Origin of the sequence: Arthrobacter sp. LAR12-1-1.1, from assembly GCF_040676555.1 — a bacterium.
GTDB lineage: Bacteria > Actinomycetota > Actinomycetes > Actinomycetales > Micrococcaceae > Arthrobacter.
In genome coordinates, this window is record NZ_JBEGIG010000034.1 from 186,730 (window position 1) to 210,787 (window position 24,058).

14 protein-coding genes are annotated in these 24,058 nt (G+C 68.0%); all 14 read left to right on the top strand.

The window, feature by feature from the left end:
• Position 1: 1 nt before the first annotated feature.
• The 14 genes from MRBLAR12_RS17015 (at position 2) to MRBLAR12_RS17080 (ending at position 24,048) form a co-directional block, all read left to right on the top strand.
• Positions 2–982, top strand: a complete 981-nt coding sequence (locus MRBLAR12_RS17015) for a ribose-phosphate diphosphokinase (protein WP_026537748.1) — start codon at positions 2–4, stop codon at positions 980–982.
• Positions 983–1,243: 261 nt separating this feature from the next.
• A complete protein-coding gene (locus MRBLAR12_RS17020; protein ID WP_229995025.1) occupies positions 1,244–1,843 on the top strand; it encodes a 50S ribosomal protein L25/general stress protein Ctc in 600 nt (199 codons plus the stop codon).
• A 157-nt stretch (positions 1,844–2,000) separates the two neighbouring features.
• Complete coding sequence (pth, locus tag MRBLAR12_RS17025; protein WP_229995026.1) at positions 2,001–2,588, top strand: aminoacyl-tRNA hydrolase; 588 nt, start codon at positions 2,001–2,003, stop codon at positions 2,586–2,588.
• Positions 2,589–2,811: 223 nt separating this feature from the next.
• Entirely contained in the window at positions 2,812–5,556 is a 2,745-nt protein-coding gene (locus MRBLAR12_RS17030) for a helix-turn-helix transcriptional regulator (protein ID WP_229995027.1), read from the top strand.
• Positions 5,534–8,245 carry a helix-turn-helix transcriptional regulator gene (locus tag MRBLAR12_RS17035; RefSeq protein WP_356815799.1) on the top strand — a complete coding sequence of 904 codons (2,712 nt, stop codon included), beginning with the start codon at positions 5,534–5,536 and terminating at the stop codon, positions 8,243–8,245. Before MRBLAR12_RS17030 ends, MRBLAR12_RS17035 begins: the two co-directional genes overlap by 23 nt.
• Positions 8,246–8,554: 309 nt before the next feature.
• Entirely contained in the window at positions 8,555–11,296 is a 2,742-nt protein-coding gene (locus tag MRBLAR12_RS17040; protein ID WP_229995029.1) for a LuxR family transcriptional regulator, read from the top strand.
• Between the two features lie 71 nt (positions 11,297–11,367).
• Positions 11,368–14,007 (top strand): helix-turn-helix transcriptional regulator, encoded by a 2,640-nt coding sequence (locus MRBLAR12_RS17045; RefSeq protein ID WP_229995030.1) that lies wholly within the window; start codon positions 11,368–11,370, stop codon positions 14,005–14,007.
• Between the two features lie 541 nt (positions 14,008–14,548).
• Positions 14,549–16,138, top strand: a complete 1,590-nt coding sequence (locus MRBLAR12_RS17050) for a sugar transferase (protein ID WP_229995031.1) — start codon at positions 14,549–14,551, stop codon at positions 16,136–16,138.
• A 72-nt stretch (positions 16,139–16,210) separates the two neighbouring features.
• Positions 16,211–16,672 carry an adenylyltransferase/cytidyltransferase family protein gene (locus MRBLAR12_RS17055; protein WP_229995032.1) on the top strand — a complete coding sequence of 154 codons (462 nt, stop codon included), beginning with the start codon at positions 16,211–16,213 and terminating at the stop codon, positions 16,670–16,672.
• 5 nt (positions 16,673–16,677) lie between these two features.
• A complete protein-coding gene (locus MRBLAR12_RS17060) occupies positions 16,678–17,850 on the top strand; it encodes a DUF1972 domain-containing protein (RefSeq protein WP_364747516.1) in 1,173 nt (390 codons plus the stop codon).
• On the top strand, positions 17,847–18,644 hold the full coding sequence (locus tag MRBLAR12_RS17065; RefSeq protein WP_229995033.1) for a CDP-alcohol phosphatidyltransferase family protein: 798 nt from the start codon (positions 17,847–17,849) through the stop codon (positions 18,642–18,644). The genes MRBLAR12_RS17060 and MRBLAR12_RS17065 overlap by 4 nt, the downstream gene beginning before the upstream one ends.
• On the top strand, positions 18,641–19,459 hold the full coding sequence (locus MRBLAR12_RS17070; protein ID WP_364747261.1) for a hypothetical protein: 819 nt from the start codon (positions 18,641–18,643) through the stop codon (positions 19,457–19,459). Before MRBLAR12_RS17065 ends, MRBLAR12_RS17070 begins: the two co-directional genes overlap by 4 nt.
• Positions 19,456–20,382 (top strand): hypothetical protein, encoded by a 927-nt coding sequence (locus MRBLAR12_RS17075; protein WP_229996221.1) that lies wholly within the window; start codon positions 19,456–19,458, stop codon positions 20,380–20,382. Before MRBLAR12_RS17070 ends, MRBLAR12_RS17075 begins: the two co-directional genes overlap by 4 nt.
• Positions 20,383–20,394: 12 nt before the next feature.
• Complete coding sequence (locus MRBLAR12_RS17080; protein WP_364747263.1) at positions 20,395–24,048, top strand: PKD domain-containing protein; 3,654 nt, start codon at positions 20,395–20,397, stop codon at positions 24,046–24,048.
• Positions 24,049–24,058: the final 10 nt, after the last annotated feature.

A 24,058-nucleotide genomic window follows, 5' to 3' on the forward strand; every position in this document is an offset into this window, starting at 1 on the left:
CATGAGCGAAATTACGGCACACGGCGAGAAGAAGCTGGTGCTGGCCGCGGGGCGCGCGCACCCTGAGCTGGCGAAGGAGATCGCGAAGGAGCTGGGCACCGAACTGCTGCCCCTGGACGCCTACGACTTCGCCAACGGCGAGATCTACGTGCGGGCCGGCGAGAGTGTCCGAGGCACCGACGCCTTCGTGATCCAGGCCCACCCGGCCCCGTTGAACAACTGGCTCATGGAACAGCTGATCATGATCGATTCGCTCAAGCGGGCCTCCGCCAAGCGCATCACCGTCGTGTCCCCGTTCTACCCCTACGCCCGCCAGGACAAGAAGGGCCGCGGCCGCGAGCCGATCTCGGCACGCCTCGTCGCCGATCTGTACAAGACCGCCGGCGCCGACCGCATCATGAGCGTGGACCTGCACACCTCGCAGATCCAGGGCTTCTTCGACGGCCCCGTGGACCACCTCATGGCCATCCCGCTCCTGGCCGACTACATCCGCACCCGCGTCGGCTCGGACAAGGTCACGGTCGTCTCGCCGGACACCGGTCGCGTCCGCGTCGCCGAGCAGTGGGCCGAGCGCCTCGGCGGCGCGCCGCTGGCCTTCGTGCACAAGAGCCGGGACCTCACCGTGCCCAACCAGGCCGTCTCCAAGACGGTCGTCGGCCAGATCGAAGGCCGCACCTGCGTCCTGATCGATGACATGATCGATACCGGCGGAACCATCTCCGGCGCCGTCCAGGTGCTCAAGAACGCTGGCGCCAAGGATGTCATCATCGCCGCGACCCACGCGGTGTTCTCCGATCCGGCAGCCCGCCGGCTGTCCGAATCCGGCGCCCGCGAGGTAGTGGTCACCAACACCCTGCCGATCACCCCGGACAAGCGCTTCCCGCAGCTGACCGTGCTGTCCATCGCACCGCTGATCGCCCGCGCCATCCGCGAAGTGTTCGACGACGGCTCCGTCACCAGCCTGTTCGACGGCCAGGCCTGAGCCGGCCGGCGCAGGGCCCGGATTTAGAAACCGGGCCCTGCGCTGGTAGCCTTGTACCGAAACCTTGGCGAGGGAGAGCGCCGGTATCCGTATATTCCGTATATACGGGCAACCGGCCGCTGGTCTCCGTTATCGACTGGGTCTGAATCTCCTTCTGAAGGGCAGCTGCACAGCAGCCCGGCGTTGAAGGTCGCAAACAGACCTCCGCCCTTGCTGAACACCGTTTAGTCCCACAGCTTGAAATCCCACGAGGAGATATCCATGTCTGAGCAGAAGCTCGCAGCAGAAGTCCGCACCGAATTCGGCAAGGGCTTCGCCCGCCGCGCCCGCATGGCCAACCTGATCCCGGCTGTCATTTACGGCCACGGCGCAGAGCCGATCCACATCACCCTGCCGGCGAAAGCCACCACCCTGGCTGTCCGCACCGCCAACGCCCTGCTGACCCTGGACATCAACGGCGAGCAGCACCTGGCCCTCGTCAAGGACATCCAGCGCAACCCGATCAAGCAGATCATCGAGCACCTCGACCTGCTGACCGTCCGCACCGGCGAGAAGGTCACCGTTGACGTGCCCGTCCACCTCAGTGGCGAACTGGCTCCGGGCAACGTCCACAACCTGGAAATGACCACCGTCTCCCTCGAGGCCGAGGCAACCCACTTGCCGACCGCCATCGAGGTCAGCATCGAAGGCCGCAGCGCCGGCGAGCACATCCACGCTTCCGACCTCGTCCTGCCGAAGGGCTCCACCCTGCTGGCCGACCCCGAAGCACTCGTTGTCAACATCTCCGAGTCTGTCGAAAACGTCGAAGAGGGCGAAGAGGGCGAAGCGGCTGCCCCGTCAGCCGAAGCAGCAGCCGAGTAATTCCGGCGATTTTACCGGTGGCCGGGTCCCTCTGGGGCCCGGCCGCCGTCGTCTCTGACGTCGTCGTATCCCACGCCGCAGCCCGGAGCCGGCGGCCCCGCCGGACACGTCCCGCCTGACCGTCCCACCCTGCCGCGTCCCACCGAAGGACTGATCCATGACCGACACCTGGCTGATCGTAGGCCTTGGCAACCCCGGATCCGAGTACAGCCACAACCGGCACAACGTCGGCCAGATGGTCCTGGACGAACTCGCCTCCCGCGTCGGCGGCGGCTTCAAGTCGCACAAGTCGCGCGCCCAGGTCCTCGAAGGGCGCCTGGGCATCGGCGGACCCCGGATCGTGCTGGCCAAGCCGCTGTCCTACATGAACGTCTCCGGTGGCCCCGTCTCGGCCCTGGCCCAGTTCTACGGCATCGACCCCGACCATGTCATTGCCGTCCACGACGAGATCGACATCCCCTTCGACACCGTGCGGCTCAAGATCGGCGGCGGCGAAGGCGGCCACAACGGACTCAGGGACATCTCCAAGGCCCTGGCCACCAAGGACTACCTGCGCGTGCGGGTGGGCGTCGGGCGTCCGCCCGGCCGGATGGAGACTGCGGACTTCGTCCTGCGCGATTTTTCCGCCCCGGAGAAGAAGGAACTTCCCTTCCTCATCGACTCAGCGGCCGACGCCGTCGAAGTCCTGGTCAGGGACGGTCTGCTCGCCGCCCAGCAAAAATTCCACCCGGCCAAGGCCCCTTAGACGCGGCCCGAACCTAAACGCAGCCAAAGCGCGCCCAACGCAGCCGTCGCGGCTCCCTGGCAGGCGCCGGGCGGTTTAGTTGCATCCGCATTACGGGTTTCCTTTCCAAGCTTTCGGCATTCCAGCTATGATCTGTCTACTCTCATGTCGGGGGATAGGGATACGCTACTTCTAAGTGGGCAGTCCGGGGTTGCTGTCTGCAAAGCGGTACGAAGGAAACTACATGTCGAGGGAATCGCTGGGCTGGGGGAATGTTTCCACTACATTGGCACCCGCCGAAGAAGAACATGCTGCCGGTCCGGTCACGAGGCACGGGTGGTCCGGTTTGGCGCGGAACGCTGATGCCGAGCGTGTCCGCCACGAACTGCTGGCGCCGGACCGGATGGGCGTTGTCATCACGGGCGACCGGGGTGTGGGCAAGACGCTCGTCGGCCGGACTGCTCTCGCGGGATTCGGCCCCGAGGTGTACACCATCCAGCTCCGCAGCTCGGGTCCGGGTTCGGCAACACCGTACGGTTGCCTGGCTTTCACCCTTGCGCGGCTCCCGCAGAGCTCCCTGGGCTCGCCGACCGCCATCCTGCACGGCATTACCTCGCTGATCCGCGACGACGCCGCCGGCCGCCAATGCGTAATCCTCCTCGACAACGCCGGGGCCCTTGACGAACTCAGCACCGGCGTCCTGCTGAACCTGCTGCAGACCCGGACCGCCCGGCTGATCGCAACGGCCCAACGCACAACAGACCTTCCGCCAGACTTCTACTGGCTCATCACCTCGGGCCAGCTGGCCGAGGTCCGGCTCGCCAACCTCACCGAACTCGAAACGCTGGAGGTCCTGCAGTCAGCCTTGGGCCATCGGGTCTCGACGGCCCTGGCGAGCCAGCTGCACCAGCTGGTCGGTGGCAGCCCCACACTCCTGCAAGCCGTCGTGTCGGAACAAATCGAACGCGGAAACCTGGTCTTGTCCGGATCGGTATGGACACTGGTTGATGAGGTCGTGCTGGACGGCCGGACGGCGCTGGAAGACATTGTCCGGGCCAGGTATGCCAGGGAAACGCCCGAGGCCCGGGAGGTAATTGACGTCCTCTCATGCGCCCGGACCCTGCCCCTGTCCCGGCTCGCCAGGATGTACAGCCCCGGCGTTATTGCCGACATGGAAGAGGCCGGCCAGATCGTCGTCGACCGCACGGACCGGCACCTCGTCACGCTGGGCGACCGCTACCTCGGCGACATTGTCCGTAACTGGCTTAGCGTGGAGCGCCGGCTGGAGCTCCGGGACAAGGTCCCCGGGCACCAGGAACATGAGCTGAACGAGCTGACTGTCGAGGACCTGCTGGCCTACGCGGCGTGGACCCACGACTGCAACGCCCAGCTGGCACCCGCCCACGCTGTGGCGGCTGCCAGCGCCGCCGTCAAGCTCTTCGACCCGAAGTTTGCCCTCAAATGCGCCGGCAGCCTGTCCCCAGCGGACCCTGAGTGGGTGGAGGGGCAACTCCAGAAGTCGGCGGCCTACCTCCAGCTCGGGCTGCCGCTGCAGGCCATGTCCGCGCTGGACGATGTCTCCGAACGGCAGGTCAACGACCTCGCGGCCGAGAACTTCGCCGAATTCATTGCGGCGAAAGCTGACTGCATGGCCTGGCTGGAGGACCGCTCCGGCCAGGTCCCCGAGCTGCTCCGGCAGGCCAGGGTCCGGCTCCAGGACTTGAGCCTGGACGAGCCGCCCGCCGCCCCGGCGGCACTTTCCCGGGCGGCGCTGGCCCTGGATCTCTGCGAGTTCAACTACTTCTCCTTCATCGGGGATTTCGAGCCCATGATGGAGCGGCTCACCACCGCGGCCACCACAGACGTCCCCGGCGCCGATCCCGTGCACCGGCTCAGATCGGCCATCATCCTGATGGAGGCCTGGTCCCTGACCGGCCACGAACTCGATGCCCGCAAACTCATGCGGGAGATCGGCGGACAGCTGGGCGAGTGGTCCAACGTGCCGCGCATCCGCGAAAACTTCGCCTGGCGCTCCTTCAATGTGCTGCTCCTCTCCGGCCTGTGGCGCCAGGCCATCGACATGCTCAAGGACGCGAGCGGCCGGGCAGGGCACGGGCTGCATTCCGGCAGCGCCGCCACCGACCTCGCCGTCGGGCTCGCCTACGTTTATGCCGGCCGCGGCTACATGGCACTGGATCCGCTGCTGGCCGCGATCGCCCAGCTGGAGGTCCGGGCGAGCCTGCAGTCCCTGCGCCAGGCCTACGCTGCCACCGCATTCGCCTACGCCCAGACCGGCAACTCGGTCCAGGCCACGATCTACCTGGACCGGGCCCGCTCGGCTGACGGTCCGGCCCGCTTCACTGTCAGCAGTTCCACGGAGTTCTGCCTGGACATGGCCTCCCGGTGGCTCGGTGACCCCGAGGCCAAGGACAGGCTGGTACGGTCCGCGGAGGCGCATTTCCGCAAGGGCCGCCACACCCTTGCCGGAATCTGCATGTTCGGCGCCACCGTCAACGGAACCGTCAAGGATTTCCTCTTCATGGAGGAAATCGCCGGGCTGCGGCAGGGGCCGCTTGCTGAGATGTCCCGCACGGTCGCCGTCGGCAGCCGGAAGAAGGACGCAGCGATCATGCTCGAAGCCGCCGAGCAGGCTGCGAACCTCGAACTGGACGCTGTCCAGGCCAGGTGCGCGGCGCTCGCGTTCGACTTCGCGAAGGGTGCCGGACTGACGGCCAGCGCTAACGCCGCGTACAGCATGCTCGAGAGCCTCTCGGAGTCCGTTCCGGCGCTGCCGGTCATGCCGCGCAACAAGGGTCCGCTGCTGACGGAACGGGAGCGGCAAATCGCCACCCTGGCCGGGAACGGGGTCTCCAACAAGGACATTGCCCTGGAAGTGGGCATTTCCGTCAGAACTGTGGAGGGCCACCTGTATCAGGTGTTCACGAAACTCGGCGTTTCTTCGCGAAGTGATCTGCTTGGACTCATCTAGGGGGCCGGCGGGAAACCCCGGAACGGCGCCTACCCGCGCCTTGACCGGGAGGTCGGAAGATTTGATGTCGGCAGTGGAGGCCCTCCAGGGCGGCAGCCATGTGGCCGTGTTCGTCCTCGGCGACAGCGGGATGGGCAAATCCAGGCTCATCGAAGCCGTGGTGGCGGAGCTGGGCGCCGAGGTGACGCCTGTGCCGATCCACGGCAGCGCGTCATTGACCAAGGTGCCTTACGGTGTCCTCGGCCCCTTCATCGTGGGACTGCCGGTCCAGGAAGCAACATCGCAGCTGGCCGTGTTGCGGACGCTGTGGGCGCACCTGGAAGAGCAGAAGCGCGTCACCCAGAAACCCCTGCTGCTGGTCGTCGACGACGCCCACGACCTCGACGAGGCGACGGCCGGAATCCTGGCGGAGCTGGCCGCAGCGGGCTGGGCCAAACTGCTCGTGGGCGCGGCCGCCCGGCCCGGACTGCCGGAACCGCTCCTGCAGCTCTGGTTTGAAGGCATCGCCGAACGGCACGACCTCCGCCCCCTCACCCTCGCGCAGACCACAGAGATGCTGGAGGGCGAACTGGGCTCACAGGTGCTGCCGAACGTCGCCGAGATCCTCTGGGAGGCCTCCGGCGGCAACCCGATGCTCCTCAACGGGCTCCTCGACGACGCCAAGAACGACGGCACGCTGCTGCGGCGCAACGGTGTCTGGTTGTTCACCCGGCACCTCAACAGCCACGGCGACCGGCTGACCGACGTCGTGCGCCGTCAGCTGCTGCTGCGCTCGCCGGAAGAACGTCAGGCCTTGAACCTGGTGGCGCTGGCCGAACCGGTATCCAGGGAACTGATCGAGTCTGTGGCCGGCGAAGAGGCCGTGGGATCTTTGATCGACAGCGAACTGATCCGCGTGACGGACCCCGTAACCGGAGAGCTGCGGCTGTGGCATACCGTGTACGGCGACACCCTGCGGAACCTGATCTCGCCGGCGAGGAGCCTGCAGCTGCGGCAGAGCCTGCTGCGCAAGATGGACAGCGAGCCGACGTCGGCCGAAGGGCTGCTGCGCCACGTGAGCTGGTCGATCGAATGCGGTGCGGAGGTCGAGGACCGGCAGCTGCTGCGGGCCGCGGTGCTGGCCAGCCGGCTCTACGAGGATGAGCTCGCCCGGAAGGCTGCCGCACTGGTCAAGGATCCGGAACTGCAGATGGCGGCCCGTGCCGTGATAGCGCGGACCCGCTACAACTCCTCCGACTACGTTGCGGCGCGGGACATCCTCGACGCCGATTTCGGCAAGGGCAACACCGTCCCCGGCCTCCTGGCCGGATCGCTCCTGTGGGCCGCGGTAATGTCGGCGCTGGGCCACACGCCGGCAGAGATCATGAAACGGGCACAGGTGCTCCAACGTGCCGCCGAACGACTCGCCGCGGCCCGGCCGGACGACGCCGAAGCCATTCAGCATGCCACAAAGGAGCGCCTGGACACCATGGAAGCCATGGTCCTTGCGCTGGCGGGCGAGTACGCGGCGGCCCCTGCCGAGGAGGCGGATGCCGCCAGCCGGCCGGCGGCGAACACGCTGGAAAAGGCGTTCCGGCTCTGTCTCGACGCGGAGCGGCTCCTGGCCGGTGGCAAGGGAGTGAGCGCCCTTGCCGTGATGTCCCGGGCAATCGAGGCCGCCGGAGCCGATCACGATGAGCTGTACTTCCTCACCGACTTCCTGGTGGTCCGTTCCGCCGCCGCCGCAATCCACTCCGGGGACTGGCAGGGGGCCGAAACGCTCCTGACCGGCTTTGTGGCCGGATCCGGGCCCAGCCTGATTTCCTTTGGCGGTGGAGTGCACGCGGCCCACGGCATCATCCTGCTCTACCAGGGCAAGGCTGCCCAGGCCCTGAATACCCTCAGTGCCGCGCTCGAAGCCCTGCGGTTGACCGACCCCCAGCAGCTGTTCGCCCTCACAGCGGCCATGGCGTTCGCCGCGGCCGCCGAAGTCGGTGCCCAGACGAAGGCGGAGCTTCTCCTCGCCGACTTCGAGGCCGCCCCCGCGGCTTTGCCGCGGTTCATGCGCTCGCTGGCCGCGATGGCCGTGGTTTACGGAAAAGCCCGGCTCGGGAATTACCCCGGCGCCATCGCGGAACTGAAGCGGCTCGGACACCCGGACCCGGACATGGACACCTCCGGCCTCGAACTCGACGCGCTGGCCTTTTGCCTGGCCCTGGGTGACACGGACTCGGCACCGAGGCTGCTCGAACTCCGGGCCGGGCTTGAGGGCCCACGGCCTGCCGCGATCTGCGCCTACGCCGCAGCCATCAGCACGGACAACGCCGCAGACCACCTTGAGGCCGCGAAAACCTGTGAAGCTGCCGAACTGTGGACCTTTGCCGCCCTGGCCTACGACGCAGCGGCGCACGCCTACCGGGCCGCGGGCGACACCCTGAGGGAGCGCATGGCGAACTCCCAGCGGAAGCGATGCCTGGACCGGGCCGACGACCTCCCCGGTGAGGAGGCGGCCAAGAGTGATGACTCGCTCGGCATACTGACCCGCCGCGAGCGCGACATTGTGGCGCTGGCGGTACGCGGCCTCACCGACCGGCAGATTGCCGCCGAGCTCCAGGTGTCCGTGCGCACGGTTGAAGGCCACCTCTACCGCAGCTACGCCAAGCTCAACGTGAAGGGCCGGGAGCAGCTTCCAGGTATCGGCGGACGCTAGCGGAGAAGCAGCCGGACGCCAGCGTACAGCAGCCGGCCGGGGCTGCTTAGGGCCGTGTTGGGCGGCCAGCGGGGGCCTGGGCTGGGCCGATTCTCCGGTTTCCGGGACGCTACGGTCAGGGACACGTGAAGCGGGATTCCGACTACTTGGTTTGGACCCTGCAGGGGTGCGGGTCCAACTGAGTACAGCTACGTAGAGCGGCCTGAATACTCGCTGCGTAATCGAGTACTACTTACGCATACCTAAAATACGCGCAGTCCCTACCGTTGAGGTATCACCGCTCACACTTTGATTGCGAAGGTCTCTCATATGTTCCAGCAAGACGCCGGCTTGCCTGCGGGCAGCGGCCAGACAGAAGCTATCTTTCCGGCGCAAAGAAACGGATATGGCCGGCACAAAGACAAACCCTTCACCCGCCAGCAGGTCGTTGCCGACATCGTTGAGACCCTGACGTCGGGGTCCGGCTGCGGCATTGTCCTGGTGGGCGACCACGGGGCCGGCAAGTCTTTCATCGCCCAGCGCGCCCTTGAACAGCTCGGAGACGAGTACCTGGTAGTCCAGGTCAGGGGCAGCTCGATTTCCTCCAAGCTTCCCTATGGGGCACTGAGCGTTCTGCTCAACGACCTCGACGCCTCCCACCTCGAGCACCCCCTGATGGTGCTGCGCGGACTGACCCAGCTGCTTCACAACAAATCCGAGGGGCGGCGAGTCGTCCTCTTCGTGGACAACGCCCATGACCTCGACGAACTCTCGAGCATGATGGTGGCCCAGCTGAGCGCCGGGGCCCACGTCACCCTGCTGGCGGCGTGCGTGGACATGCCCCACGTCGGCGGCGACATCATGGGCCTGTGGAAGGATGACCTGCTCCGGCGGGTAGACCTTGGACCGTTCGACTTCGCAGAGACGGCAGCAACACTGCATCACGAATACGGCGGCCGTTTCTCCCTGACCGCCGCCCGGGCGCTCTGGAGCGCGAGCGGAGGCAACGCCCTGTTCCTCCATTCCCTCGCCCGGGAACAGATCAAGCTGGGCACAGTGCTCCGCCAGGACGGCGTATGGTTCCTGGGCAACGGCCCCATTGCCCTGACCGGCGAGATCCGGGACGTCGTGAAGGCACGCCTGAACCGGCTTGGCACCGGCCAGCGCGACGTCTTTGAATTGCTGGCCCTTGCCGGGTCGGTTTCTCTGCAGACGCTCATGCTGATCGCCAACCCCCAGGACATGGATGCGCTCCAGGAGCGGGCCCTGATCCGGGTCACCCATGACCATCCGCCGATGGTGAGCGTCGCCAACCCCGTGACGGCCGGAATCGTCGCCAGCGTAGTCCCGCCCGGCCGCAGCGCCGAACTCCGCCGCCGGCTCACGGCCGTGCTCCAGGACTCGGACGCCTTGGACGCCGGCGGCGCGACCGGCGTCGCCTGGGCGCTGGACTGTGGAGAGCAGGTGCGCCCGGAAGTGGCGCTGGCCGCGGCCCACACCGCGAACAGCGAGTCCGACCCCGCGGCCGCGCTGCGGTTCATCCAGGAGGCGGAAGGAAGCGAAACCTCTGTCCTGACGGCTATCGAATCGGTGAATGCCCATATTTTGGTGAATAACGCGGAGTCCGCGCGTCGGGTCCTGGAGGCGCTGGATGAGGCCGCCTGCCGGGACCTTTCTGTGTCCGACTGGACGGCCCTGCAGCTCCTGCGCGCAGAGCTGGAAAAGCGCAGCCCGGCCCCGGGAGCCGATCCTATGGCCAGGCTGCGCGAGCTCGCGGAGCGGCTGGCGGCAGAACCGGAGCAGCACAGCCGCGCGGTGCGGGCGGGCCGCGAGCAGCTGCGCCTGGCCGAGGCCGAGCTCGCCGCATTCCAGGGACGCTACGCCGATGTCCTGGCCGCGACCGAGCACGTGGACACAACGGACCTGGGCAGCGAACTGCGCCTCGTGACCGCCAGTGTGCGCTGCGAGGCCCTGGCCGTCACTGGCAACGTCGTGTCGGCACTGGCCCTGGGAAAGCAGGTCCTGGCGGCCACAGCGAACCTGCACCTCACGGACCGGGCGGTTCGGGAGATCAGGGGCAGGTTCCTGCTCCTGCTCCTGGTCTCGGCAAAGTTCCGGGAGGCATCCGTTTATCTTGACGAGACCTACGGCGGCATCGAACCGCAGACCCGGCTCGGCGGGATGTTCGAGATTGGGCACGGGGTCATTGACCTGCACGCCGGGCACTTGGACGAGGCCCTGTCCCGGCTCCAGGCCGGCAGGTGGCAGCTCCGGGCGCAGGACCCGGATGCTTTGACCGGCCTGGCCACGGCAGTCTGTGCCTATGCCGCCGCCCTCCAGGGCGAAGAGGAGACGGCCGGCCTCCTGCTGGGCGACCTTGACCAGCCGCGGCCGCCCGCGGCGTGGCTGGCAGAACGGCTCACACGTTATTTCGAACTCTCAGCCCAGGCCGAGCTCGGCCAGCGGGCAGCATCCATCCGCGCCCTGGCAGCCGAGGCGGAGAACGACACCGAATCCTCGGCCGTGGCTCCGGCGCTCCTGTTCCAGTCCGCCGCCACCAGGTTGGGAGACCGCCAGATGGGCCACAAGCTCGGCAGTCTCGGCGGCCGGGTGACCGGGCAGTACGCGGCCCTGTGCTCGCGGCTGGCCGAGGGCATGCGGGAGGCCGACAGCGAACTCTTGCTGGCGGCGTCCAAGGACGCCGACGCGTCCGGCAACGCCGTCTTCGCCCGGGATGCGGCCCGGAAGGCCGTCAGCTGCGCGAACGACGCCGGCAACCGGATCGCACTGCGGATCGCCCAGCGGGCGCAGCAGTCGCTCGATGACAAGTTCGGCAGTCCCAAGAACGGTCTTCACTCGCTCACAACCTCGACCCTGACGGCGAGGGAATGTGAAGTGGCCGTCCGGGCCGCTGCCGGCACGTCGAACCGCAAGATCGCGGAACAGATGCACGTGTCGGTCCGCACCGTGGAGGGACACCTCTATCAGGTGTACTCGAAGCTGCATGTCGCCAGCCGATCGGAACTCAAAGATGTCATCTCAACTCCGGCAGACAGCGCCCGGCTCGGCTGACCCCGGCAGAATCCGGGCGGCTTCCCCGTCGGCATTCCGGGAAAGGCAACAGGCGGCAGGAAGAACCGGCAATGGAAAGCCTGGCTGAGACCGCCCCGCTGATCGAGCGGTCAACACTGCTCAAGGATCTGGTGCGTTGCCTGCGCGACGACACCCGCTCAGGTGCGATCGTCGTCGGCGGGGCAGGGACGGGCAAGACCGCCGTCGTCAAGGCCGCCCTCCGCGAACTCGGGCCCCGCAGCCACGTGATCCGGCTGACGGCCACCCCGGCCCTGGCCGCCGTTCCCTTTGGCGCACTGGCACCGTATCTGTCCGGGCTTCCCGACCGGGAACTCGACTCCTATGCCGCCGTCGTGGAGGCAATGGCCGGCAGCCTCAGAGCTGAGGCGGACCGCCCTCTGTTCGTCGTCGACGACGCGCATTGCCTCGACCACGGGACCGTCCGGCAACTCGCGCAGGCCGCAGCCACCGGCGCAGCGGGCATCCTGGCGACCTGCCTGCCCGGGCCGATGATCCCGGAAGAGTTCCTCTCCCTGTGGGACGACGGAATTATTGCCAAGTTCGATCTTGCCCCGCTCAGCCGGACTGGAACCCACCAGCTGTGCGAACAGGTCCTGCGGGCCGACGTCTCGCCGTGGGTCAGCGCGGTGTTTCATGACGCCGCCGACGGGAACCCGCTCATGCTGATGTCCCTGATCCAGCATGCCCGCACCACAGGCGCACTGGGCTGCCGGCACGGAGTATGGTTCCTCCTGGCGAACCCCGACATGGCCCGGGTTCCGGCCGCCGACGTCGTTGACCGGCAGCTGCGCTCCATGACGCCGGAAGAAAAGACCGCAGCCACAATCGTGGCCCTGGCAGGACCACTCTCCCTGGCCCAGATCCTGCGGATCAGCGGGCCCAAAGCCGTTGATGCGCTCGACACGGCCGGAATAATCGCCGTCTCCGCCGGGCACGACCGGCTCGTCCGGCCCGCCAGCCCGATAGTTGGCGAGATCATCCGCCACCGGGTCCCGGCCGGCCGCAGTTCCGCCCTGCGCTCGAGCGTGCTGTCGCTTCCCTCAGAACGTGCCTCAGTGCCGGGAGCGGATCTGAACCGGCTGCGCTGGTCCCTGGACTGCGGCGTGGAGATCCCTCCTGTCCAGCTGCTCCGCGCCGCTGTCGGCGCGAACACGGCCCTGGATCCCGCGACAGCTGCACGCGCCGCCGGCGCCATAAGGGACCCCCGTTTCCTCTCCGAGGCCCGCATCCAGCTCGCCTATTCCCACTTCATTGCCGGGCGCCCGCAGGCCGCTGTGGTGTGCCTGGAGTCGGCGCGGCCGGTGCGGCCCGGACGGCCGTCCTATCTGGCTGCCCTGCTCGCCGCCCGGCTCGGGGCCGCGACGCTGGCCCGGGATGCCGTGACTTCCACGCACGGTCCCGGACGTGCCCCGGAGGAGCAGCTGGAGGGCGGCGCCGCCGCTGCTGGACTGGCCGCAGAGCTCCTGGGCCGCACGTGGGACGGCAGGTTCACGGCCGTCGGAACCGGGCTGCGCGACTTGGTCGAGACCACCGGAACCCCTCCCGAAATCCGCGTCCCGGCAATTTCTCTTCTCGCCGAACTACTGACCGCGCAGGGCCAGCTGCGGACCGGCCTGCGCCTGGACGGGGAAGCATGGAACGGCGCCCGCAGCGGGAGCCTGGGGCTTCCGCTGGTGTTCGAGGACCTTGTGGTGCGCCACTGCCTGAACCTGATCCGGGCCGGTGACTGGGACGGGCTCGGCCGGGTCCTCGACGACTACGCGGCCCGCGAGCCGGGACGGCTGCTGTACAGCGGCGGCATGCTCCACCTCATGCGGGGATACTCGAGGCTGCGCCAGGGCAGGATGCGCGAATGCCTGACCGAAGTGCGGCTGGGCGTGGAGGAACTTGCCATCGCCGACCCCTTGAACCTGCTGCCGTTTGCACACGCCGTGGCAGCCTACGCGGCTGCCGCCGTCGGACGGCATTACGAGGCCAGCCAGCATTGCCTGGCTTTCCGGCTTTCGGTCTACCGGGAGCCCAAAACCCTTCGCCTGCTGGCGGAGGCGTATTGTCGGGCGGCAGAGCCCGAGGGCGCCCCGGACCAGGGCGGCGCATCGGCCCTGGCACTGCTGGCGGACGAGGCACTGCACGAGGGCCTGCGGGGCGTTGAAACCGACATCAGGCGGCTCGCGATCCGCGGTGGCGACGTCTCCGAGGCCGAGGCCGAGGCCCTGGCCCTGAGCAGCCGGGCAGTGGACGGCCCGGAGGCGCGCCTGCTGGAATCCTACGCGCTGGCGGTATCGGCGTCGGACGCTGCCGACCTCATTGGCATCAGCGACGACGCGCTCGGCGGCGGGCACGGGCTCCTGGCCCTTGAAGCCGCCCAGCAGGCCGAACGGATCCTGGCAGATGACCCGGACCGGTGGAGGCTCACCGCGGTCCAGCGCAGGGTCCATCACCGGCTCGTTGAGGCCGGCATGTCGGCGCAGCTGGAGATCGTCCACAGCGATCACGACGCAGCGCTGACCGGCCGCGAAGCCGAGGTCTTGGATCTTGTCTCCCGCGGCGCCACGAACGCCGAGATCGCCTCGGCGCTCTGCGTATCGCAGCGGACCGTGGAGGGGCACCTGTCACGGATCTTCGCCAAACTCGGTGTCGGCCGGCGCGCGGACCTGCTGGGCTACAGCTCCCTGAACCCCGAACCGTGAACTCGAATCCCGAACCTGACACCTGAACCTCGAACCCCCAACCTGAACCCTGCGCTCCGGAACTACTGACCGGCAGCGGCGGCGGCTGCGTACAGCCCGGGTGGCCCGGGGGACCGGCGGGAGTATCCCCAAGTAGTGCTGTCGCAAGCGCGCCGACAGAAGTCGGGTAAACGCTACTCGTGTGCAGATCCGGTCCCGGGGCTTGACTTAAGTCAGTCCCACGAACAACTCACAAAGGTCTCAAAATGAGGAACTTCAGGGCGGTAATTGACCGCGGGTATGACCTGCAGGGAAGTTTGGTCCCTCAAACCATCTTGCTTGCTGAGGCAGCCACTGCCACCATTAGAGGTGGTCGTGTCCTAACCTCCCTTCACCGAACTCCTTCATTGGAATCGTACGGTGCCGCAACCGGCAACCGTGCGCCAAGGTCGGAGCCGGCGGCGTCAGAGCCTTCTGAGACCGAGGCTCTCCCCCCAGCCGCCGCCGGCTCCCTTAACCGGTCTGTTCGCGGGCCCGCGCCGACGAAAAGCGCGGACCCGAAATGAGCGCCGTCGATGAGCGCCGCAGGGGGTACCGGTCGCCGGGGAGCCGTTTGACCGGCCGGCCAGCGCCAGTGCTCGCCACGAGCGCCGGTTCGCTTGGCCAGCCTTGGACCGCCGCCCCGGCCGTGGGCCACGACGACCCAGCCGCCGCTGGTGTCGACTCAGGGAAGTCCTGGGCCAAACGCTATCGTCGCTGGCTCCGGCTCACGGACACCGCCATTGTGGCGATCGCCGTCGCGGCCGCCTACGCTTTCCGCCTCGACTTAGGCGAGCCCATTCTGTCCCGCGGCGTGGACAGCGGCTCGTACTTGGTCGCGAGCCTTGCCATCCTCCTGGTCTGGGTCCTGGCGCTTGAAGTGCACCGCACCCGCGAAGAGACAGTCTTGGGAATCGGCTCCGAGGAATACAAACGGGTCCTTGACGCGACCCTGAGCGTGTTCGGCGGCATCGCGATCATGGTCATCCTCCTGGGAATCGATGTGGTCCGCAGCCACTTCGCCCTCGCACTTCCGGCCGGTGCCCTGCTGCTGTTAGTCAACCGCTGGCAATGGCGGGCCTGGCTGAACCGGCAGAGGCTCTTTGGCCACTACCTTTCCAAAGTGATCGTCGTGGGGGAACCCGCGGACGTCGAATACGTGATCCGGCAGTTCGGAAAAGTTTCCGGGGCCGCCTACGAAGTCGTGGGGGCCGCCTTGCCGGCCGGCTACACCGAGAACCACCTGAAAATTTCCGCCGAACGGGTTCCTGTACTGTGCGACGTCGACTCGGTTGCAGGAAAGGTCATAGAAACAGGGGCCAACGCCGTGGTGGTGGCCGGACCGCTCCAGGGCGGCACCCGGTCCATCCGGCAGCTGGGGTGGGCCCTGGAAGGCACCCGGGCAGGCCTCGTCCTGGCCTCGAGCCTGACCGACGTCGCAGGTCCCAGGATCCACTGGCGGCCCGTCGAAGGCCTGCCCCTCATGCACGTGGAACTGCCGCGGTTCACCGGCGGCAAGCACACGCTCAAACGGCTCGTGGACATCGTGGCATCAGCGGCGGCCCTGCTGATCCTCTCACCCGTGCTTTGCGCCCTGGCCTGGATCATCGTCCGCGACAGCAAAGGGCCGGTGTTCTTCCGCCAGGAACGGGTGGGACGCAATGGCGAGCGGTTCAAGATGATCAAATTCCGCTCCATGGTCACCACCGCGGAACAGGACCTGGCAGCGCTGCAGGACCGCAACGAGGCGGCGGGGCTGCTTTTCAAGCTCAAGAACGATCCCCGGATCACTACCTGCGGTCACTGGCTCAGGAAGTATTCGCTCGACGAGCTGCCGCAGTTCTGGAACGTCCTCAAGGGCGACATGAGCCTGGTGGGGCCACGGCCGCCGCTGCCCGGTGAAGTCGCGGGCTACGAGGGGGATGTGAGCCGGCGGCTCCTGATCAAGCCAGGCATTACGGGTCTGTGGCAAATCAACGGACGGTCCACTCTGGGCTGGGACGAGAGCATCCGCTGGGACCTCTACTACGTGGAGAACTGGTCACTGACCGGCGACATCATGATCCTCTGGCGAACGCTCAGAGTCATTCTTCATCCGGTGGGGGCCTACTAAACGCACTATTCGCATTATTCGCACTACACACCGGTACTGGGCCGGCGTCAAACGGGAAGGCAGCAGAACACAATGGGTCTCAAAATTGGATATGCCCCGGGGGCTTTTGACCTGTTCCACATCGGGCACCTGAACATCCTCAAGCACGCCAAGAGCCAATGCGACTACCTGATTGCCGGGGTCGTGGCCGACGAAATCCTGGGGCAGGTCAAGGGCAGGCTGCCTCTGGTCCCCCTCGCCGAGAGGATGGAAATCGTCGCCAGCATCGGCTACGTGGACAAGGTCTTCGCCGAAGTTGTCCCGGACAAGCTCCAGGTCTGGGAGGAACTGCGTTTCAACGTCTTCTTCAAGGGCGACGACTGGAGGGGCACAGCGAAAGGCGACCGGCTGCAGGCGGCCTTTGGCGCCGTCGGCGTCGAGGTCATCTACTTCCCGTACACCGTGCACACCTCCAGTTCGGCCCTGCGCACGGCCCTGGAACTGATCAACCAGTCCGCCTCGCCGTCGCAGCTCAGGCAAGGAGCGAGGCGGTGAGCGGCCTGCACGTCGCCATGGTGGGGACGCGTGGTGTCCCGGCCCGCTACGGCGGCTTCGAAACCGCCATCGAGGAAATCGGCCAGCGCCTGGTGCAGCGCGGCCACCGCATCACCGTCTACTGCCGCGACACGGGGGACGGCACGGACAAGCCCTCCGAGCACCTGGGCATGGAACTGGTGCACCTCCCGGCGATGCGCAAACGGTCCCTGGAGACATTGAGCCACACCGGACTGTCGGTCGCCCATCTGCTCCGGCACCGGCCGGATGCGGCAATCCTCTTCAACGCCGCCAACGCACCCTACCTGCCGGTTTTCCGGACGGCGGGCATCCCGGTGGCCACCCACGTCGACGGGCTGGAATGGAAACGCGCCAAGTGGGGCCAAGGCGGCCGGAAGTACTACCTCGCCGTGGAACGGCTCGCCGTTAAGCTCTCGGATGCGCTGATCGCCGACGCCGTCGGGATCCAGACCTACTACCGGCAGAAATTCGACGCCGACACCGTTTACCTCGCGTACGGCGCACCGCTGCTGGCCGAGGGCAACGCGGACAAGCTCGGGCAACTGGACCTCAAACCGCAGGCATACCACCTGGTGGTGGCCCGCTTCGAGCCGGAGAACCACGTCCACATGATTGTGGACGGGTTCGTCCGCAGCGGGTCGCAGCTGCCGCTCCTCGTCGTGGGTTCAGCGCCGTATTCGAACCGCTACACGAGCGCCGTCCACGCCCTGGCCGACGCCAGGGTCCGCTTCGTCGGCGGGATCTGGGACCAGGAACTGCTGGACCAGCTGTACGCCAACGCACTCGTGTACTGGCATGGCCACTCGGTCGGCGGAACGAACCCCTCGCTTCTGCGGGCCATCGGCTCGGGAACGGCCACCAACGCGTTCGACGTCGGCTTCAATCGTGAGGTCCTGGAAAGCTCCGGCCGATACTTTTCGGATCCAGAGGATGTAGCCGGGCTGGTCGCGGACGCCGAGCGCCCCGGCTCCGATGTGACCGCGCGGGGAGAACAAGCGCGGCTGATCGCGCACCGCTACAACTGGGACCTGGTCACCGACGGCTATGAGGAGCTCTGCCATGACCTCGCCCGCCTGCGGGCGCATTCGGCCCGCGGCGCCTACCGGCGGCCTTCAGCCCCGGCCTCGGCCCAGCAAATCTTAGGAGCGGGCCAGTGACTGCCATCGATTCGCACGTGGAGAGTGCCGCCGCCGGCTATTGGGACACCGTGAGGGCCCTGTCGGTGGGGCAGAAAACCGCCGCGCGCAGCGCACCGGCGTATTCGCGCTACATCAACCGCCGGCTGGGACGGCTCCTGGCTGCGGCCGCGATGCAGGCAGGGCTGGGCCCGAACGCGGTGACAGTCATCAGCGCGGCCTTCACCTTCGCCGGGATCGCCCTGCTGATGATCTTCCCGCCCTCCGGCGCGCTGGGCATCGGTGTGGCGCTGTGCCTCGTGGTCGGCTACGCCTGTGATTCGGCCGACGGCCAGGTGGCCAGGATGCGGGGCGGCGGGTCGCCCGCGGGGGAATGGCTGGACCACATGGTCGACGCCGTGAAGACCTCCACAATGCCGCTCGCGCTCGCCGTCGGACTCTATCGCTTTGGCGCCGTGGACCGGTGGTGGCTCGTGGTTCCCCTGGGTGCGGCAATCGTGTCCGCCGTCCTGTTCTTCGGCATGATCCTCACCGAACAACTCCGGCGCCAAAGCGGACGGGTGTCCGTGGCGGACCCCGGCGGGCGGTCCTGGATCCGTTCGCTGCTGGTGATCCCGATGGACTACGGCGTCCTCTGTCTGTCCTTCATCAGCTACGGCGTGCTGCCCGTCTTCCTTACCGTCTACACGCTGATCTTCGCCGCCACAGCCGGGTTCCTCGTGCTCGCGTCAGTGAAGTGGTTCCGTGAACTCTCCGCCGTCCAGCCGATATCCCGTCCGGCAGAGCAGCCCGTCACGAAGGGAGACCGGCCATGAACAAGCAGGCCAACACCCCCGCGGACAAGCCCCGGATGACCAGCCGCCGCACGCGCCTGGTGGCGACGTCGCTCGGAGTCTCCGCGCTCCTGGCTATTGGCGGCGTCGCGTGGGCGTCAGGGCTTAACTATTCCGCCGGGAACGCTGCGGCGCCGGAGGCCCGGCCGGACAGCACGGCCGGCGCCCCCGCCCACCCCGCCAACACCCAGCAGGGGGCCGCCAGCCCCGATACCGCCCGGCAGGGCAGCGCCAGCACCGCCGCCGCCCCCGGAACGCTGGACCCGGCGGCCGTCCCCGGCGCACGGCCGACGGCGACGAAACCGTCCGGCCCGCCCGAGGTCAACCCGGCCCCCGTGGACCGGAAGGGCAAAACGGACCAGGAGCTCGCGGCGATCGCGCAGCCCACGGCCGCCCCGGTGGAGCTGACAGCCAAGAAAACCGTCAAAGGTGGCGTGTCGGCGACCATCACAGACATGACGGCCGTCCAGGGCGTGGCAACCGGCATCGGCGAAGTGGCCGGACCCGCCGTGCGGTTCAAAATCAGCGTGGTCAACAGCACCGCGGCGCCGCTCGCGCTTGACCGGGCGCTCGTAGATGTCAGCTACGGCAAGGACGATGCCCCGGCGAGCCAGCTCAGCGGACCGGACCCCGCGCCCTTCCCGGCCAGCGTCGCACCCGGGGCCACCGGCGTCGCAGTGTTCATCTTCGCCGTGCCGCTCGACGCGCGGGATACCGTGACGATCCACTTCAACCTGGAAGCCGAGACGCCCATTGCGACGTTCGCCGGCCGTGCCCCGGCCGGAAACAAGCCATGACACCGGCACCGGGCGGCCCGCCGGTCTCTGCTCCCCGCCGGATGGTCCGGCGGGCACGCAAGTTGGGCAAAGGGCTGCGGGCCGCCAGCGCCGTGGCTTACCTGCAGGTCCGCAACCTGGTGGCACGCGGGCCCGTCACCGGATCCGCGCCGGTGGTCGTCTCCCTGACGAGTTACGGTGACCGGATCCGCACGGTGTCGCTCGGGGTGGAATCGATTGCCCGCGGCACGGTGCGGCCGCAGCGCCTTGTGCTGTGGCTGCAGTCGCCTGAAGACATCGCGGCGTGCCCGGCGTCACTGCGGCGCCTTGAACGCCGCGGCCTGGAAATCCGGGCGGCATCCAATGGCGGAGCGTCCAATTACGGACCCCACACCAAGTACTACCCCTACGTTTCATCCGTGCCACGGCACACCGTGCCGCTCGTGACGGCCGACGACGACATCGTCTACCCGGCGAAGTGGCTGGCGCTGCTGGTGGACGCCGGCGAGCGCCACCCCGGCACCGTGGGCGCGTACCGGGTCAGCATCATGGGGATCGAGGGGGGCCAGGTATCCGGCTACTCGACCTGGCCGTGGGCCCGTGACACGGCCGTGCGGGCGGGAAACTTCGCCACCGGCGTGTCCGGCGTCATCTACCCGCCGGCGATGCTGGAGGCGCTGCGGCTGCGCGGGGACGGCTTCCTGACCTCGTGCCCGCGCGCGGATGACATCTGGCTGAAGTGGGTGGCCCTGCGCGCCGGAATCCCGGTGCGCCAGATCGGGCCAGTGCCCCGGCACTTCCCGATCATTCCTGGCAGCCAAGGCCAGAGCCTCATGAGCACAAACGTGGGAGAGAACCAAAACGATCACTGCATTCGAGGCCTCTTTTCGGCCGAGGATGTGGCCGCGCTGGGTGCCAGCACGGTCAGTCATCAACCGAACTAAGGGGACAAGAAAATGCTCAGGAACGCAACGCTGGGGAGCGCTCGGAGGAGAGGGGCCGGGCCGCCCGCCGGCTCGGCACCGACGACGGCACCGGCACCCGCCAAGACCGCCTACACGACCGTCCTGACGGGTGCACGGGCAGGCGCGAAAAAGTTGCTGGCGCTGCTGCTGGCTGCCGCCGTCGCCCTCTCGCTGGGACTGGTCGGCAGCCAGCCCGCCGCGGCGGATACCGCTCCCGCGGATCCCGCCAGCCCCGCCACCCCGGTGACCGTCTCCGCCGACGGCCTGCCCACCGCCCAGATCAACGGCGTCGCCTGGGCCCAGGTCATTATCGGCAACACGGTGTTCGTCGGCGGCAATTTCACCGAGGCACGGCCCGCCGGCGCCGCTGCCGGCACCGGCACCGTCCCGCGGAACAACATCCTGGCCTACAACCTCACCACCGGTGAGCTGCTGAGCACGTTTGCGCCCAGCTTCAACGGCGAGGTGACGGCACTGGCAGCGTCCCCGGACGGGTCGCGGCTGTACGTCGGCGGCGCGTTTACCGCGTACAACGGCTCCACAGTGTGGCGGGCCGTCGCCCTGAACCCCGCTACCGGTGCCCTCATTACTAGCTTCCTGCCCCGCATGTCCGCGTCGGTCCGCTCGATCGTGGCAACGTCCACCACGGTGTACCTTGGCGGCCTGTTCAACGCCGTCGGCTCCGTGACCCGCGGCAATCTCGCCGCCGTGAGCGCCTCCAACGCCGCGCTCCTGCCCTGGAACCCGGTTGCCGCCGGCGGCCGGGTCAACGCACTCGCGCTCTCCCCGGACGGCGCCAGCATGGTGGTGGGCGGGGCCTTCACCTCCCTCAACGGCTCCAGCAACCCCGGCTACGGCGTGGCCAAGGTGGACACGGCCCTCGGCGCCGTCCAGCCCTTCCAGATCAACAACATCGCCCGCAACGGCGGCTCGACCGGCGCCATCACCACCCTCGCCACCGACGGCGTCAACGTCTACGGCGCCGGCTACACCTTTGGCCGCAGCAGCACGCTGGAAGGAATGTTCTCCGTCAAGTGGTCCGATGGCTCCACCACCTGGCTCGAGGACTGCCACGGCGACACGTATTCGATCCAGCCCCTGGGCGACGCGGTCTACCTGGCCGGGCACGCCCACTTCTGCGGCAACATCGGAGCCTTCCCGCAGGCCGAACCCTGGCAGTTCAACCGCGGCATCGCCTTCAGCAAGAAGGCCACCGGCACGGTGACCGCCGAAAGCCACGGGTACACCAACTTCGCCGGGAACCCGGCACCGTCGCTCCTGAACTGGTTCCCGATCCTGAACGCCGGCACCTTCACGGGGCAGGACCAGGGCGCCTGGTCGGTTACCGGCAACGCCGACTACATCGTGATGGCCGGCGAATTCACCACCATCAACAACCAGCCCCAGCAGGGACTGACCCGGTTCCCGCGCACCGGCCTCGCGCCGAACCTGCGCGGGCCGCGGCTGAGCGGCGTGAACTTCAACCCGACACTGTCCAGCCCGGCCGCCGGCACCGTGCGGGTCCGGTGGCAGGCCAACTGGGACCAGGACAACGAGAACCTCACCTATGAGGTGCGCCGCAACGGCGCCGTCATCTCCACCGTCAACCAGGCCTCCACCTTCTGGAACCGGCCCGGCATGACGTTCCTGGACTCAGGCCTGACCGCCGGCCAGAGTTACGGCTACCGCATCTTCGCCCGGGACCCCTTCGGCAACGAGGCCCGCAGCGAGACCGTCACCATCACGGTCCCCGGCTCCACCACGGCACCGGGGAGCTACGCCCAGCAGGTGCTGGCCGACAAGCCTGGCAACTACTGGCGCCTCGGCGAAACCGGCGGGGCCACCGGCGTGGACCTCGCCGGCAAGGACGATCTGATGGTCCGGCCCGGTGTCAGTTTCGGCGCCGCGGGTGCGATGACCGGGGACGCAGACAACGCCGCCGCCTTCAACGGCACCACCGACTCCGTGGCCAGCAGCCCGACGCTTTCGATGCGCCCCCAGGTCTTCAGTACCGAGGCCTGGTTCCGGACCGGCACCAACGTGGGCGGCGAGATCATCGGCTACGGCAATTCACAGACCGGACTTTCGGCCGACTTCGACCGCAACGTCTACATGGACAACGCCGGCCGGCTCTCCTTCGGTGTCCGTCCAACCGGCACCAGCGGGACCGCCTCCCGGATCACCGTCAGCACAACCAAGACGTTCAACGACAACCAGTGGCACCATGTCGTGGCGACCCTCGGCCCCAACGGGATGCAGCTGTTCCTCGACGGCGCCCTCGCGGCCGGGCGGACCGACACCACGTCCGCGTGGCCGATCGACGGTTTCTGGCGCATCGGCGGCGACAACCTGAGCGGCTGGCCCAACCGTCCGACCAGCCGCTACCTGAACGGCCAGATCGACGACGTCGCCATCTACCCGGCCGTGCTGCCGCTGTCGCGGGTGCAGGCGCACTTCGTGGCCTCGGGCCGCACGGTCAACGCCCCTCCCGCACCGCCCGTGGCCGGTTTCACCTCTGCGGCCAGTGGACTCACGGCATCGGTGGACGGGACCACGTCCGCGGACGCCAACGGACCCATCGCCACCTACGCCTGGGACTTCGGCGACGGCGGCACCGGCACCGGCGTGACTGCGCAGCACACGTATGCGGCAGGCGGCACCTACACGGTCAGGCTGACGGTGACGGACAACACCGGAAACACCGCGAGCGTCGGGCATCCCGTGACCGTGGTGGCCCCGCCGGCGAACGTGGCCCCGACCGCCGCGTTCACCTCGACCGCCGCCGACCTTGCCGCTTCCTTCAACGGCTCGGAATCAGCGGATTCGGACGGGACCATCACCGGCTATGCCTGGGACTTCGGTGACGCAAGCACCGGAACCGGGGCGACGGCGTCGCACACCTACGCCAGTGCCGGCAGCTACGCCGTCACCCTGACGGTGACCGACGACGACGGCGCCACGGGCACGCTCAGCCGCACGGTCACCGTCACGGCCCCGGCGGCCAACACCGTCGTCGCCGCGGACGCCTTCGGGCGGACGGTCACCGGAGGCTTCGGCACGGCGGACACCGGGGGAGCCTGGACGCTCTCAGGAGGCAACACCAACTTCGGAGTGAACAACGGCTCCGGTGCTGTGAGCCTCGGGGCCGCCGGAGCCAGCCGGAGCGCGTTCCTGAACTCGGTGTCCACCGCCGCCTTCGATGGAACCGTCACGGTCTCCGCCGACAAGATCGCCGACGGCGGCGGGATGTTCGCCTCCCTGCTCGGCAGGCGGGCGAACAACAACGACTACCGGGCCAAGATCAAGGTCGGGAGCAACGGTGCCGTCTCCCTGTACCTCACCCGGGTCATCAACAACGCCGAGACGACCATTGCCGGGCCCCTCGCGATTGCCGGCCTGACCATGGCACCGAACGATCCCGTGATCATCCGGCTCAGCCTGACCGGCACGGCACCGACGGCGCTCAGCGCGAAGGTCTGGCGGGCATCGGCAGCCGAACCGGCAGCGTGGCAGCTGAACGGCAGCGACTCGACGGCCGGGCTCCAGGTGGCCGGCGGCGCAGGACTCGTCGGTTACCTCTCGGGATCGTCCACCAACTTCCCGGTGGTGTTGCGTTTTGACACCCTCTCCGTGAAGATCCCGTAGGCCTAGGGCA

Bases quoted from the DNA above. Each gene is read 5' to 3' on its own strand.
- MRBLAR12_RS17040 (WP_229995029.1), top strand. From the start codon at position 8,555: ATGTTCCAGCAAGACGCCGGCTTGCCTGCGGGCAGCGGCCAGACAGAA.
- MRBLAR12_RS17030 (WP_229995027.1), top strand. From the start codon at position 2,812: ATGTCGAGGGAATCGCTGGGCTGGGGGAATGTTTCCACTACATTGGCA.
- MRBLAR12_RS17055 (WP_229995032.1), top strand. From the start codon at position 16,211: ATGGGTCTCAAAATTGGATATGCCCCGGGGGCTTTTGACCTGTTCCAC.
- MRBLAR12_RS17080 (WP_364747263.1), top strand. From the start codon at position 20,395: ATGCTCAGGAACGCAACGCTGGGGAGCGCTCGGAGGAGAGGGGCCGGG.
- MRBLAR12_RS17050 (WP_229995031.1), top strand. From the start codon at position 14,549: ATGAGCGCCGTCGATGAGCGCCGCAGGGGGTACCGGTCGCCGGGGAGC.
- MRBLAR12_RS17045 (WP_229995030.1), top strand. From the start codon at position 11,368: ATGGAAAGCCTGGCTGAGACCGCCCCGCTGATCGAGCGGTCAACACTG.
- MRBLAR12_RS17070 (WP_364747261.1), top strand. From the start codon at position 18,641: ATGAACAAGCAGGCCAACACCCCCGCGGACAAGCCCCGGATGACCAGC.
- MRBLAR12_RS17020 (WP_229995025.1), top strand. From the start codon at position 1,244: ATGTCTGAGCAGAAGCTCGCAGCAGAAGTCCGCACCGAATTCGGCAAG.
- pth (WP_229995026.1), top strand. From the start codon at position 2,001: ATGACCGACACCTGGCTGATCGTAGGCCTTGGCAACCCCGGATCCGAG.
- MRBLAR12_RS17075 (WP_229996221.1), top strand. From the start codon at position 19,456: ATGACACCGGCACCGGGCGGCCCGCCGGTCTCTGCTCCCCGCCGGATG.
- MRBLAR12_RS17015 (WP_026537748.1), top strand. From the start codon at position 2: ATGAGCGAAATTACGGCACACGGCGAGAAGAAGCTGGTGCTGGCCGCG.